We start from the raw sequence: 14316 nt of genomic DNA, 5'->3' as shown, positions 1-14316 counted from the left end.
ATTATTAATTTAATTTCACATGAAAAAGCTGTCATACACTCTTTTATTGGTTTCCGGACTTGCTTTTGGGCAATTCTTTGAAAGAGATAAAGTCTATACTAAACAAGATACATTGAAAGGTTCCAATACCCCATTCAGGGATTTTTGGGATGTAAAAAAATATAATTTTTCCGTAGAACCTGATTTCGAACAGAAAAGTATCAAGGGAACAAACAAAATAAGCTTTGAGATCATAAAGGATGTTACCAATCCTATTTTTCAGATTGATCTTCAGCAGCCGATGAAAGCTGGAAAAATTACAGCAAGTTTTCCTATTGCCAGCTCTAAGCAGGATGGCGATTTTATTTTCATCACGGCTAAGAAAAAATTTAAAAAAGGTGAAAAATATACGATTGACGTTGACTATTCCGGAAACCCGCAGATTGCAAAGAATGCTCCTTGGGAAGGTGGATGGGTTTTCACTCAGGATAAAAACGGGAACCCGTGGATGAGTCCTGCTGTTCAGGGAATCGGGTCTTCTATATGGCTTCCTACTAAAGATATCTGGAGCGATGAGCCGGACAACGGAATCGTTATGAAGATTATTACCCCCAATGATTTGGTAGGCGTTGGCAACGGAAGATTGATCGATAAAAAGACCAGCGGAAACAAGACTACCTATACCTGGGAAGTGAAAAATCCTATCAATGACTACTCTATCATCCCGAATATTGGTAAATATGTTAATTTCAAAGATACTTTTGATGGGGAAAAAGGAAAACTGGATCTGGATTACTGGGTACTTGACTATAATTTAGAAAAAGCAAAAAAACAGTTTGAACAGGTAAAACCTATGCTTTCCGCATTTGAACACTGGTTTGGCCCTTATCCTTTCTATGAAGATTCTTACAAACTGGTAGATTCTCCTTATCTGGGTATGGAACACCAAAGTAATGTAGCTTATGGAAATGATTATCAAAATGGCTACCGTGGAAAAGATCTTTCAGGAACAGGAATTGGTCTGAAATGGGATTATATTATCATTCACGAAAGTGGCCACGAATGGTTTGCCAATAATATTACCGCAAAGGATGAGGCAGATATGTGGATCCATGAAAGTTTCACCATGTATTCTGAAGTTCTTTTTACCGAAAACTATCTTGATAAAAAATCTGCTGATATATACATGATAGGCCTTAGAGGAAAAATAGCAAATGATGTTCCTATCATCGGGAAGTATGGCGTAAGAAATGAAGGCAGTGGTGATATGTATCCGAAAGGAGCCAATATGATTCACACAATAAGACAAGTCATTAATAATGATGAAAAATTCAGACAGATTTTAAGAGGGTTAGGTAAAGAATTCTATCATCAGACAGTTACCACAAAGCAAATTGAAGATTATATTTCATCAAAAGCGGGTATTGATTTCTCTACTGTATTTGATCAGTATCTCAGAACCATTAAAATCCCGACTCTTGAATATACTCAAAACGGGGACAGTCTGAAATTCAGATATACGAATGTGGTGAAAAACCTGAAACTTCCGATCATTATCAATGGAGATCAGACGATAAATCCAACTGAAGAATGGCAGACGGTAAAGCTAAAGAAAAGCACTCCGGTTGAATTGAATAAGAATTATTATATCAACTATCTGAGTGTTCAATAAATAACAAAGGCAAATTTGCAGATCAGCAGGTTTGCCTTTTTATTTTTCTTAATCTTTTTTTAAGAAAAGTTTAATACTTGATTCAGTAACAAAATGGAAAAATAAACAACTACTTAACTATAAATTTAAACCTAATGAGAAAAACAGCACTTAGCTTAGGCCTCTTTGCCGCTTTTTTAGCAAATGCCCAATCTATAAAAACCACTATAGACCTCGTTAATGTAAAAGATGATAAAGTAGCCGTTACAATGGAATTCCCAAAAATGAAATCGGGAGATATTAAATTCCATTTTCCTAAAACGGTTCCGGGAACTTATTCTGTAGATGATTACGGACGATTCATAGAAGGGATCAAATTTTATGATAATAAAGGAAAGGAATTAGCCTTCACAAAAGTTAATGATAATAGTTATTCATTGAAAAATGCTCAGAACCTGAGCAAAATCTCCTATCTTGTAAATGATAGCTTTGATGAAGAAATGGATACTTCAAAACATAAAGCTGTATTTTCTCCTTCAGGAACTGATATTGAAGCAGGAAAAGTTTATATGATCAATACCCACGGTTTTATCGGATATATTGAAAATATGCAGGATGTACCTTATCAGCTTGTTGTTCAAAAACCGACTGATTTTTACGGGACCACAGCATTGGTAGATCAGGATAAATCTGAATCTACAGACACCTATACGCTTGCCAATTATGCCAAGGTTACAGATTCTCCGCTTATGTACACCAAACCGGATTATATTACCTTCAATGCAGGTGGAATGGATCTTGTGTTAGGAGTTTACTCTCCTACCGGAAAATATAAAGCAGCAGATTTCAAGGATAATCTTGAAAAAATGGTGGTAGCCCAAAAGAAATTCCTTGGGGATATGAATACCAATAAGAAGTACGCCATTATGCTTTATCTATCTGGTGGCGATGGTCCTATGGTAAAAGGTTTTGGAGCATTGGAGCACCATGAATCTACCAGTGTAGTACTTCCTGAAGCCATGCCTAAGGAAGCTATTGACCAAACTATTACAGATGTGGTTTCCCACGAATTCTTCCATACTGTTAATCCTTTGAAAACGCATTCTGAAGAAATCCATTATTTTAATTATGCAGATCCGAAAATGTCTCAGCATCTCTGGATGTATGAAGGCGGAACTGAATATTTTGCGAATTTATTCCAAATTCAGGAAGGACTTATCAACAAGGATGAGTTTCTTAAAAGAATCGGAGAAAAGATTACCAACTCTAAAAACTACAATGATACCATGCCGTTTACGGTAATGAGTAAAAACGTATTGCAGGATGCCTACAAAGATCAATACAGAAATGTATATGAAAAAGGTGCTCTTTTAGCCATGTGCATGGATATTGAACTGAGAAAATTGTCCAATGGAGAAATGGGTTACCGTGATATGATCAGAAAACTTTCTCAAAGATTCGGGGAAAACAAACCGTTCAAAGATGATAAACTGATTGATGAACTGGTAACAGTAACAGGATATCCACAGATAAAGGATTTTTATAATAAATATATTGCAGGAAACCAGCCTACACCTTATGCAGAATATCTGAAAATGGTAGGTGTAGATGTTCACAAACAGGAAACAGCTCCTATCTTCTGGCTTATTAAAGACCCTAACCAAACAGGATATGATGATAAAAATAAAGCCCTGGCTTTCGATGAAAATTCTACTTTATCTCCATTTGCCAAAAGTATAGGATTTAAAATTACCGATCAGGTGCTTGCATTGGATGGAAAGACCATTGATATTCAAAAAATCCAAGACTTTATAGGGTATACCAGAACGATCAAGGATGGACAGGAAGTTACGGTAACTATTTTAAGAGACAATGCTGGTAAAAAAGAAAAAATGACTCTTAAAGGGAAAGCTATTCTGGATAAACTAAGCGTGGAAACGCTTCAATTCAAAGCTAATCCAAGCCCGGAAGAACTGAAACTACAAACTCAGTGGCTTACAGGTAAAAAATAAATATAAAAGCGAGGAAATGATCCTCGCTTTTGTTTTTTTTATTAGCAGCTATCTTAAAAAAAGTTCTAATCCTATGATTTAGAATTCCCATTTATCCCTTTTTAATTGTAATTCTGAAAGTCGTTCCTTTTCCAACTTCGGTCTGGGAAATCTTAATATCTCCATTATGATATTCATGAATGACCCTCTGAGCCAATGACAATCCCAGTCCCCAGCCTCTTTTCTTAGTGGAATATCCAGGTTTAAAAGCATTTCTGGCCTGCTGATTCGTCATTCCGCTGCCATTGTCTTTTACTTCAATAAGTATGTTTTTATTCCTTTCAAAAACTGACATTACAATGGTACCCTCTCCTTTCATTGCATCCACAGCATTCTTCACAAGGTTTTCAATTACCCAGCTCATCAGAATTTTATTATGTGGAACCAACACAGTATAAACAGGAAGATGAAGGATAAAATCAACTTTTCTTGAAATTCTTGTTTTTAAATAATCATAGTTCTCCTGGATCGTTTGGTTGAAATTCATATCGTTCAGCTCAGGAACAGAACCTATTTTTGAGAAACGTTCGGAAATGGTTCTTAGCCTTTCAATATCTTTTTCAATCTCCTTCACCCCTTCGGAATCTGAATTCTCCAGTTTCATAATTTCCATCCAGCCAATCATGGAAGATAAAGGTGTACCAATCTGATGGGCTGTTTCTTTGGCCAGACCTGCCCAAAGATACCCTTCATCGGTCTTTTTAATGGTTTTAAAAAACCAGAAAGTAAATCCGAAATACAGCAGGATAAACAATCCTAGAATATAAGGTGAATACCGTAGATTATTCAGCAACCGTGAATTGTCATAATATACAAATTGGTTATTACCATCCGGAACCTTGATCTCAATCGGAGCATAATTTTTCTCCATATTCATCATCAGATCATGAAGCTTTTCCGGATTTTTGATTGTGCTTTCAGGAATATTACGGTAATACCCAAGATCAAGAATAGGATTTTTATATTTATCCGTCACAATGAACGGAATGGTATTGTTTATATTCAGGATTTCAGGCAATAAATCCAGAACATCAGTATCAGGACTTTTTACTTCCTGCTGAATTCTGATTGCCTTCGAGAGCAGATTAATCCTTTTAATTTCCTCTTTTCTAAGGAAATTAATCAATGCTGTAGAAGATACTACAATGGCGATTACCAAAGTAGTCATCACAACAAAAATAATCCAGTTATTTAATCTGGTTAATATGGATTTCCTCAAGGTTATTTATTTTAAAACATTAAGAATTTTCTGCAGCTCTGTACTTCCACTCCCCTGATAGTTATTGATAATAATGGAGAACACATACTTCTTTCCATCTTTTGCAGTATGATAACCTGCAAAGGATTTGGTATCTCTCATTGTTCCGCTCTTCATTTTCATACCATTCTCCTGAACCGGAAATCCATCATAATAAGAATCAAACCAGGATTGTTTTTTTGAATATAAAAGAGCTTGCACTTCAGCTTTTGCAGCAACATAATTCTGTGGTGAAAGGCCGCTTCCATCTGCAAAATTAATCATATTAGGGTTGATTCCCTTTGATTTCCAGAATTCTTTTAAGTAAGCGACTCCGCTTTTAAAACTAGAATTACCTTTTTTCTCTTTTCCTAAAGTTTTAATCAATGTTTCCCCGTAAAGGTTGATGCTTTTTCTCAAAAACCAATAGACGATTTTATCCAGTGTTGGAGACTGGTACGTTAGGATTACATTACTTTTAGGAGCTTCCAAAGCCTGTCTCCCTTCTAGCTCGAGCTGTGAATTAGTAAGAGCTTTTCCGGTAAGTTCAATTCCTGATTCTTTTAACCATTGTTTTACTTCTGCTGCCAGTTGCAAAGGCGGATTAGGAGTAGAACCGGAAACGGTTACTGTTTTTCCTCCCGGAAGCATTCCATTAATTAAAGCTACATTGGAGTGAGGTGCCGTAAAAATTAAACTTTGATCAGAACTACCGCCTGTTTTCAGGTCATTCAGCCATTTTACACCTTCCAGCGGATAGGAAAAGCTTTTAAAGTCTGTCCCGTTGATGTTGATATCAAACTGATTTTCTTTCCAGTTGATACCCCAGACTCCTGCTCCGTAATAATTTCCAAGATCATCCCACGGCCATCCACCGGGAATGGTCTGATGGTCAAAATAAGAATCATCAATCACCAGATCCCCGGAAATTTTTGTAATTCCGGAATTTTTAACAGCCTCTATCAGTTTCTTTTTAAAATTTTCGGGTTTGTATGCTTCATATCTCCAGCTTCCCAAAGTAGGATCACCATTGGAACTGATGAAAAGGTTTCCATTCAGATTCCCTCCAGATATGCTTCCGGAGTAATTTGCAGTGGTGGTATAGGTATAATTTTTCCCTAATATTTCTAATGCAGCACCTGCTGTAAATATTTTCTGGGTAGAAGCTGTAGAAAGTCCCTTACTCCCCTGGTATTCATAAATAAAATTGCCATTGTCATCTGACACATAAAATGACAAATTAGAAGCAACAGCCCCTGAAGAGTCCATAAGATCTTTGGTTGCTTTATCTAATTTCTGGGCCATATTCTGGGCCGAAACAATCTGTACAGAAAGTGTGAGAACTGCAAGTGTTTTTTTCATTGCATTGTTGTTTTGTGCTAAAATTTTGCTGGTAAGCATATACAAATTTTACATTGATCCACCATCTTCATATGATACATGGTACCATTCTGACTCCTCCTTCATCAGATGGACAGAGATGTAAAATTGCATATCATTATTCTAAATCAAATATAGTTAAAATAAAAGCTTTTCATATTCTTCGAGATCATCGGGAGTGAAAAGAATCTGATGGTCAGGAATTTTCTCAAAAGAGCAATCATATTTAAAACATTCCTCATAGCCATCTTCATCTATGAAAATATCCATTTGACATTCTTTTATATATTCTGACTTTCCCTCATAGTCTTCTTCATGATATTCGCTGGTACCCCAAGGTTCATTATGACAGCGTAAACAGGATTTATGATATACAGCTACATGCCCGCAGATCTCACAGTTCTGGAGATTCTGGAACAGATCTGAAATTCTGTTCCGTAGATCTTCCGGAAATAAGTGCTGCGGAATAGTCTTCAAAAGCAGATAATAATTCGGTTCATAGCAGGAAAAAGAGAAATATTCATCGGTATTAATGTGATCTTTTGTGTAAAGTTTCAATTTTTTCAAATCGAATTCCACTTCAGTTTGTATAATATCCCTCACATTCAGAATAGATTTATTCTTATAAATAATATTCTGTTTTCATCAATTTCCATGATAGGTTTCTGATCAAGAAAGTGATTAAGGCATAAAGTAGTTTCCCAGGAATTAATCATCCTTAGTTTTCCTTCATTACCACAAATCTCACAGACCTTTTGAGATAATTGGGAATATTTATTAGTGATCTTTCTCAGATTGGTATTCAGTTCTTCATCCTCAGAATAAATATAGCATCGCAGCTCCCCGAATTTTTCTTTTCCAAAAACATCATGTTCCATATTCCATCCTGCATTAACCAACTCAGACAGCATTTCTCCGATCAGAGTATTCCAACCGGTACTGTTCACTGAAAAATTCTTCAGATTGCGTTCTATAAAACAATTGAGGTCTTCCTGCTTCATTATAATGAGCTTCCTGCTTCTATTTCGTAAGGTTCTTTTCCTTTTTCAAAAATTCTGGTCAGTTCTTTTCCTTCCACAGTAATGGTTTCATTGATTCTTCTGATCCAGTTTCCTTCTCTAAGACCAACTACTTTAAGGTCATTTTGGGTAAGGAATTCCAGGATACGGGTTTCTCTGGTTTCCCCATTATGTTTTAAATCCGGGTTAGGATCAAGATAATGTGGGTTAAGGTTGAAAGGAACCAGTCCCATACAGTCGAAACTTGGCGGATAAACAATCGGCATATCGTTCGTAGTCTTCATATTCTGTCCTCCGATATTGCTTCCTGCACTGCATCCCAGGTATGGTTTTCCATGGGTTACATTTTCTTTTAAAACAGACATCAATCCTTCTTCGTGCAATGTTTTCACCAATAAAAATGTATTTCCACCACCTGTAAAAAAACCTTTTGCCTTGTTTAAAGCTTCAATTTTATCTTCAAATTCGTGAAGACCCTTTACTTTAATATTAATGGTTTCGAAAAATGAACGGGCTTTTGCCGTATACTCATCATGGGAAATACCACCCGGCCGGGCAAAAGGAACAAAAACAATTTCGTCAATTCCTGTATATAATTGAATTAATTCTTCTCTTAAATATTCCAGATATTCCCCACCAAAAAGAGTGGATGTGGAAGCTAATATGATATTCATACGATATTTTGATTATAAAAATAGACTTACAAAGATAGACTCAAACAACAACGAATCAAAAATTAATCTAAAAAAAATAGAATTCCCGTTAATATTTTCTAAAAAAACTTAAAGCCTCTAAAATTTGAGCATTTATGGAATTATTATTGAATTTTAATTTTCAGAATTATTAAAATATAAGATTATGAAAATGCCGAAAGTAAATATCAAAAACCTATTTGCAGGTTTAATTCTTGTAGGAAGTGCCAGTTTTGTAAGTGCTCAAACTACTCAACCGGATAGTGCCAACAACACAGCAAATCAAACTGCTGTTGCCACTCAATCAACAAATCCTACTATAGAAGGTCTTAAAAAACAAATTGAAACCAATCCAAAAGATACGGAAGCCTTAGCTAAATTAGCAACTATTTACCAGGAAGCATCCGATTGGACCAATGCAATTGATACCTGGAAAAAAATATCTGTTTTATTACCAGATTGGGCTCCATCTTATTACAGCCAGGCTTATGCTTATCAGTCGGCTAAAGATGATGCCAATGCAAAAATTGCTTATGAAAAGTACATCGCTGCAGTAAAACCTGAAGAAGTGGAACAAAATAAAAAGAATCTGGCCTATGCCTATTTCTATATTGCCTTCTCAGAACAACAAAGTGATCCTAATAAAGCAAAAGAACATATTGCAAAATCGTTGAAATACGATCCTAACAACCAGGACGCCATAAAATTGAGCAAAACTTTAAATTCATAGATAAAAAACAAAATCCGGAACATGTTCCGGATTTTGTTTTTTTATTTTATCATCACTTCTTCCATGAAATTTTGATGTTTAGTTTCTGATTTCCTATTCAATCTTCTTTCCAAAGAAATCTGTTTCACCATGCAAATGCCTGATGATTTTTTCAATATTACGCTGAATACTGGCTTCTGTTTTCAGATTGTTGATATAACGGATCAATTCATGTCGTCTTGAAGGAATCAGTTTTTCAAAGTTATTTCTAGCCAACGTACTCTCTTTTATGGCCTGTTCTAATTGAGGGTGGATAGAAATACTTCTCTCAGTATCATCATATTCCAACATCACCTCAATGCTTTCTCCAATTCTCTTTGGGGAGTTTTTCAACATGGTTAAATTGACATACAGTCTCCACTCTCCCAGGTATTTCATCAGATTTTGTTGAAATTCCTTTCCATTCACGGTTCCTTTTACCGGAATCGGACTTTTATTTCTTCCTGATGCTTCGAAAGTAGCTTCCAGAATTTTTTCGGGAACAAAAACAAAAGGATTGATTCCTATTATTTCCAAGGTCGCTGTAAAAGTGGCTTTTTTCATTGGGTATGAGTATTAAAGCAAAATTAACTATTAGATTTTATATTCAATGAATTTTGTTTTTGCTACCGTAATTATTACTTATTCTTGAGTTCTTATCTTATACCCTATTTCGGACTTCCCGCACAATCATGCTCGTATTCTACAACTCTTCCTCAATATGTACTCAAAAAAAATCATATCCCAGAACTCAATTAAATGACTTATCTTTGCATTAATAAATCTATTTAACAAAATGAAATTTTTTATTGACACAGCTAATTTAGAGCAAATCAAGGAAGCTAAAGATCTTGGAATCTTAGATGGTGTAACGACCAACCCTTCATTAATGGCTAAAGAAGGTATTCAGGGAGCTGAAGCGATCAAAAACCATTATAAGACGATCTGCGAGCTTGTAGACGGAGATATTTCTGCAGAAGTACTTTCTACAACTTATGAGGAAATGATTAAGGAAGGAGACGAATTGGCTGCAATCCACCCAAATATCGTTGTAAAAATTCCAATGATCAAGGATGGTATCAAAGCATTAAAATATTTTTCTGATAAAGGAATCAGAACAAACTGTACATTGATCTTCTCTCCAGGGCAAGCTCTTTTGGCAGCTAAAGCAGGAGCAACTTATGTTTCTCCATTCCTTGGAAGACTAGATGATATCTCTACAGACGGACTAAACCTTATCCAGGAGATCAGATTAATTTTCGATAACTATATGTTCGAAACTGAAATCCTTGCAGCTTCTATCCGTCACTCAATGCACATCATTGACTGTGCTAAAATTGGAGCTGATGTGATTACATCTCCACTTCCTCCAATCTTGAGCTTATTAAAGCACCCATTAACAGACAGCGGATTGGCTCAGTTTATTGCTGATTCTCAGAAGTTATCTTAATTCCTGACTGTTTTTTCAGATATAAAAATCCCGGAACTTCGTTCCGGGATTTTATTTTATTCATTTCCTTCAATATTTTTCACCACTTTACAAGGATTTCCTACGGCGACAACATTCTCCGGGATATTTTTGGTAACTACACTACCCGCTCCTATTACCGTATTATTTCCGATGGTTACCCCAGGTAAAACCACTACATTTCCTCCCAACCATACATTATCTCCTACCGTAATCGGACGGGCATATTCCAACCCTGCATTTCTCTGTTTTACATCAAGCGGATGTCCTGCTGTATAAAAGCTGCAATTGGGTCCTATAAAGACATTATCACCAAATTTAACTTTAGCACAATCTAAAATCACAAGATTATGATTGGCATAAAAGTGATCACCCACTTCAATATTATACCCGTAGTCACACCAAAAGGAAGGTTCAATACATAAATTTTCTTTTGTACTGCCCAGAATTCTTTTGAGCAACTGCCGTCTCCCTTCTGTATCAGAATTCTTCAATCCATTATATTCTAAACACAAATCTTTACAAGCCACACGTTCCCCGATTAATTCTGTATCATAATTGGCATCATACAAAAGTCCAGCTTCACATTTTTCTTTTTCTGTCATAGAGGTTTAAGGTTTTATGTGGTTTAAAAATAGAAATATTGGCCTATATAAACAAAAAACAGGATTATCTTTTGGATCATCCTGTTCAGTAGAAAATAATAATTTTAGTTCACCAGATCCGGTTGTATCGGATTGTTGTCTTTTTGAAGCATATCTTTTGTTCGCTTTTCCATTTCTTTGAATACCTGATTGGGGTCTGAGAATTCTTTACCGTCTGCCGTTTTTACTTTAAAGGCGACTTTTCCTCCTGCTTCACCACCATTTCTCATCATGAGCTCTCTCATATTCTTTGTAGGGTCATTCACATAGGCTTTCCAGGCTTTTTTAAACTGGTCTTTGGTCACTTCAATATCTTTACCATCCAATCCCAGTATTTTTACATTTCCCGGAAGCTCTAATCCTTCTTCTTTCTTTGGAGACTGTAGGTTTTTATTACCTACGAGCTGCATGCTGTGAGATCCTGTGGTATCTTCTATTTTTACAATAAGCCCCGGAAGTCCACAAAAAACATAGGGTCCGTCCTGAATAGGAATATCTGTTGTAAACCATGCCGTCCAGTCTCTTCCGCCAAAACTTGTTGTAGCCTTTTGAGCATTGTACTCCCCTATTTTCTGCTTTTCAGGTAAAATTTTCCATTCCGGTTTTTTGTCTTCCTTAATTTTATATTTATCCATAGAAATACTTCTGAAAAGATAGGTTTTAAAATCAGGGTATTGTTTGGTTACTCTATAGGAGACCGTTCCAGGTTTGTCTCTTTTGTTTACGCTTATGCTTCCACTTCCTGATTTCAATTGCTTTTCAAGCTCGGCACGTCCGGTAGAATCTGCCACAAATTTATCATGGCTATAATAGTTGGACCCATCTTTATCAATATCCAGCAACATCATTTCTTTCTTTACATCATCTTTATTATTAGAATCCGGAATAAACTTGTATTCATAGAAAAACCTGTTGACCTGTGCATTGGCCAGGATTCCCAGGAATATAAAAAATAGAATTTTAGTTTTCATAATGGATGATAAAAAAGGCTTTGTCAATATGATATTGGCAAAGCCTGGTTAAACTTTATTTCTTTGTCTGAATTCTTATTTCATTGTGTGTTCCTCGTACAACATTTTCCTTAATAATATTAATCCTTTCAATATTTTCAGGTTTTATAGCAAGAGCTTCTTCCTTGGAAACTTCATTTCCATTCACAAAGTATTTAATATTATCCCAACCTTTCATATCATACTTCTTCACTCCATTCATGGTAATATTCCCATTTCCGTCTTTTTTAATGAAGTCTGCCTGCATAACCATGATTTTAGGAGAGCCTGTTAGGGTTATAACTCTTGGACTTGTCGTTGCATTTTCAGCTTCCTGTCTGGCCTTCTCCATTTGAATTCTTGCATTCTCGCTTTCTATTTTTGCTTTTCCAGCTTCAATTTTTGCTTTGCTGATTTCAATTTTTGCCTGTTGTGCAGCTTCTTTCCCGATCTTTGCAGCTTCCCTGCTGATTTTTTCGGCCTCTCTTCCAATTTTCTCAGCTTCTATCGCTGCTTTACTGGCTTCTCTTGCTGCTTTTTGAGCATCTTTTTTAATTTTGCGAAGTTCTTTTTTATCAAGCGGATCCATGTTTTCAAGATCATTCATCTGCTTTTTCCATTCATCAGATTTGAAATATTTATCAACTTCCATATTGGCTGTAATATTACCAATCTCTCCGGCTAAAGAACTTATTTCCTCAATCTTCTGGTCGAAAATTTTAGACTCAGGATCCAACCCTTCAAGTTCTTTTTCTTTTTCAGCCAGCTTTTTTTCAAGTTCAGCCAATTGAGGATCAGTACCAGGAGAACCAGGTTCTGCTTCTGTTATTTTTTTCTGTTCTGTTTTTTCTTTTACCGTATCGTGTTTGATTTCTGAAACTACTTTTTTAATAGAGAGGTTCGTTTCCTCAATTTCCCTGTTCTTAGCATTTACCAGATAAGCAAAAGCTACGGTGAATAAAACCGGCAATGCAAGGATTCTTCGCGCATACCCGAATTTGGTTTTTGGTTTTTGTAACATCTTAAGTCTTTTTTTAAGGTTTGAACTTAGAAACGGACTGGCTGCAGGCAACTGTGTTCCGGAAAAGTGGCTTGCTAAAAGCATCTGCGCAAATGCTTTGGTGTCCGAATTCTTTACGGCTTTTTTATCAGCCAGATATTCATGGATTAAACTAATTTCTCTTTTAATGATATGAAAGAATGGGTTGAACCAGAAAATAGCTGTCACCACTTCAATAAGAATTTTATCGAATGAATGTTTCTGTTCAATATGTACCATCTCATGCTTTAAAATCTGTTTTCCGATATCAGAATCCAGGGTAATGGCATTCTTCCAGAAAAGGTTCTTAAAGTATGAAAACGGAGCTTCGGTTAAGTCTGTACGGTAAAAATTGATCCCGTCAAAACTTTCTTTCTGAAACTGTTCCTTAAACTGCTGGATCTTAACAATCCCGTAGATAAGCTTTCCTAAAAAGTAGAAAGAAACCAGTCCCAGAGCTGAAAAAATAATGTTAAAATAAAGGTTACCATTGTTTACGTTTTTTTGTGTGTTAAAATTCTGAATCTTATCCAACAACAAGTATACATCACTATTAACCTCTATCGTAAAATCATCCAGTTTGATAAGGGGCAGCAGCAGTGACACCACAATTGCCAACAAAAGATAGAATCTATTATAATGATGGAATGTCTTGTCTTTTAAAGACAATTGATAATACAAAAACATTACACCAGAACATAAAATTACTTTTCCAAAGTATAGAAGTAGTGTTTCCATGGTTATTAGTCTTTATTTTTAAGTTCATTTAACAGCATTTCAAGATCTTCTACAGTCATTTCATTCTTTTCTACCAGAAATGAAACGGCACTTTTATAAGATCCTTTGAAATAATTTTTCACAAGGCTTTTCATGGTTTTCCCTGAATACTGTTCTTTTGTTACCAATGGAAAATATTCATGTTGTCTTCCGTGTACGTTATAGTCTACGAACTCCTTTTCCTTCAATACTTTTAAAATAGTGGAAACGGTATTGGTATGTGGCTTGGGCTCAGGAAAGAGGTCAAGAATATCTTTAAGAAATCCTTTTTCCAATTTCCATACATACTGCATTACCTGTTCTTCTGCCTTTGTTAAAGTCTGGTTTTTCATATCCTTTCATTAATCATTAAAGTGACATACAAATGATGATTTCTATATCACTAAGAAATTAGTTATACAAATGTAGAAATAAAATTGAATCTAACAACTATTTTTTTAGTGATAAGTCATTGAAATAATATAATCAACTGTAAATCAATACAATAAAATTCAATCAAATATATTAATTTTAAAACAAAGTGAAACGATCACCCATTTATCATCATAAAAAGATAGGTTTATGCCTGATATTCTTAAAACTTATTAATAAAAAGTACAGATCTAATGATTTTTTAAGAAACATTCAAAACTGATACCTATA

14 protein-coding genes are annotated in these 14316 nt (G+C 35.3%); 4 read left to right on the top strand and 10 right to left on the bottom strand.

Annotated features, from left to right (window positions below):
* Window positions 1-19 precede the first annotated feature (19 nt).
* Together EG344_RS20600 and EG344_RS20595 are read left to right on the top strand one after the other, a co-directional pair.
* Complete coding sequence (locus tag EG344_RS20600) at window positions 20-1651, top strand: M1 family metallopeptidase (protein ID WP_123911199.1); 1632 nt, start codon at window positions 20-22, stop codon at window positions 1649-1651.
* A 134-nt stretch (window positions 1652-1785) separates the two neighbouring features.
* Window positions 1786-3642 carry a peptidase M61 gene (locus tag EG344_RS20595; RefSeq protein WP_123911198.1) on the top strand — a complete coding sequence of 619 codons (1857 nt, stop codon included), beginning with the start codon at window positions 1786-1788 and terminating at the stop codon, window positions 3640-3642.
* Between the two features lie 91 nt (window positions 3643-3733).
* Here the strand turns inward: EG344_RS20595 and EG344_RS20590 are convergent, their stop codons facing one another.
* The 5 genes from EG344_RS20590 to pepE all read right to left on the bottom strand — a co-directional run bounded on the left by EG344_RS20590 (window position 3734) and on the right by pepE (window position 7991).
* Window positions 3734-4900 (bottom strand): sensor histidine kinase, encoded by a 1167-nt coding sequence (locus EG344_RS20590; protein ID WP_123911197.1) that lies wholly within the window; start codon window positions 4898-4900, stop codon window positions 3734-3736.
* 6 nt (window positions 4901-4906) lie between these two features.
* Entirely contained in the window at window positions 4907-6280 is a 1374-nt protein-coding gene (dacB, locus tag EG344_RS20585) for a D-alanyl-D-alanine carboxypeptidase/D-alanyl-D-alanine-endopeptidase (protein ID WP_123911196.1), read from the bottom strand.
* Window positions 6281-6436: 156 nt separating this feature from the next.
* Window positions 6437-6856 carry a hypothetical protein gene (locus tag EG344_RS20580; RefSeq protein ID WP_123911195.1) on the bottom strand — a complete coding sequence of 140 codons (420 nt, stop codon included), beginning with the start codon at window positions 6854-6856 and terminating at the stop codon, window positions 6437-6439.
* Window positions 6857-6903: 47 nt separating this feature from the next.
* Window positions 6904-7299 carry a hypothetical protein gene (locus tag EG344_RS20575; RefSeq protein WP_123911194.1) on the bottom strand — a complete coding sequence of 132 codons (396 nt, stop codon included), beginning with the start codon at window positions 7297-7299 and terminating at the stop codon, window positions 6904-6906.
* Window positions 7299-7991, bottom strand: coding sequence for a dipeptidase PepE (gene pepE, locus EG344_RS20570; protein ID WP_123911193.1), 693 nt, complete (start codon window positions 7989-7991; stop codon window positions 7299-7301). The genes EG344_RS20575 and pepE overlap by 1 nt, the downstream gene beginning before the upstream one ends.
* A gap of 184 nt (window positions 7992-8175) precedes the next feature.
* On the opposite strand from pepE, the gene EG344_RS20565 reads away from it, so the two are divergent.
* A complete protein-coding gene (locus tag EG344_RS20565) occupies window positions 8176-8739 on the top strand; it encodes a tetratricopeptide repeat protein (protein WP_123911192.1) in 564 nt (187 codons plus the stop codon).
* Window positions 8740-8832: 93 nt separating this feature from the next.
* Here the strand turns inward: EG344_RS20565 and EG344_RS20560 are convergent, their stop codons facing one another.
* Window positions 8833-9321, bottom strand: a complete 489-nt coding sequence (locus EG344_RS20560; protein WP_123911191.1) for a YdeI/OmpD-associated family protein — start codon at window positions 9319-9321, stop codon at window positions 8833-8835.
* A 232-nt stretch (window positions 9322-9553) separates the two neighbouring features.
* Here EG344_RS20560 and fsa point away from each other — a divergent pair, with 232 nt between their 5' ends.
* On the top strand, window positions 9554-10207 hold the full coding sequence (fsa, locus tag EG344_RS20555; protein WP_123856173.1) for a fructose-6-phosphate aldolase: 654 nt from the start codon (window positions 9554-9556) through the stop codon (window positions 10205-10207).
* A gap of 56 nt (window positions 10208-10263) precedes the next feature.
* Here fsa and EG344_RS20550 read toward each other — a convergent pair whose 3' ends face one another.
* The 4 genes from EG344_RS20550 to EG344_RS20535 all read right to left on the bottom strand — a co-directional run bounded on the left by EG344_RS20550 (window position 10264) and on the right by EG344_RS20535 (window position 14006).
* Window positions 10264-10830: a sugar O-acetyltransferase gene (locus EG344_RS20550; protein WP_123911190.1), complete on the bottom strand. Its 567-nt coding sequence runs from the start codon at window positions 10828-10830 to the stop codon at window positions 10264-10266.
* Between the two features lie 104 nt (window positions 10831-10934).
* Window positions 10935-11840 (bottom strand): GLPGLI family protein, encoded by a 906-nt coding sequence (locus EG344_RS20545; protein WP_123911189.1) that lies wholly within the window; start codon window positions 11838-11840, stop codon window positions 10935-10937.
* Between the two features lie 55 nt (window positions 11841-11895).
* Window positions 11896-13635, bottom strand: a complete 1740-nt coding sequence (locus tag EG344_RS20540) for a M56 family metallopeptidase (RefSeq protein ID WP_123911188.1) — start codon at window positions 13633-13635, stop codon at window positions 11896-11898.
* A gap of 5 nt (window positions 13636-13640) precedes the next feature.
* Window positions 13641-14006 (bottom strand): BlaI/MecI/CopY family transcriptional regulator, encoded by a 366-nt coding sequence (locus tag EG344_RS20535; RefSeq protein WP_123856177.1) that lies wholly within the window; start codon window positions 14004-14006, stop codon window positions 13641-13643.
* Window positions 14007-14316: the final 310 nt, after the last annotated feature.

This window comes from Chryseobacterium sp. G0162 (assembly GCF_003815715.1).
Lineage (GTDB): Bacteria > Bacteroidota > Bacteroidia > Flavobacteriales > Weeksellaceae > Chryseobacterium.
Note: the sequence above shows the minus strand (reverse complement) of the source record. Positions and strands in the feature narration are given on the sequence as shown.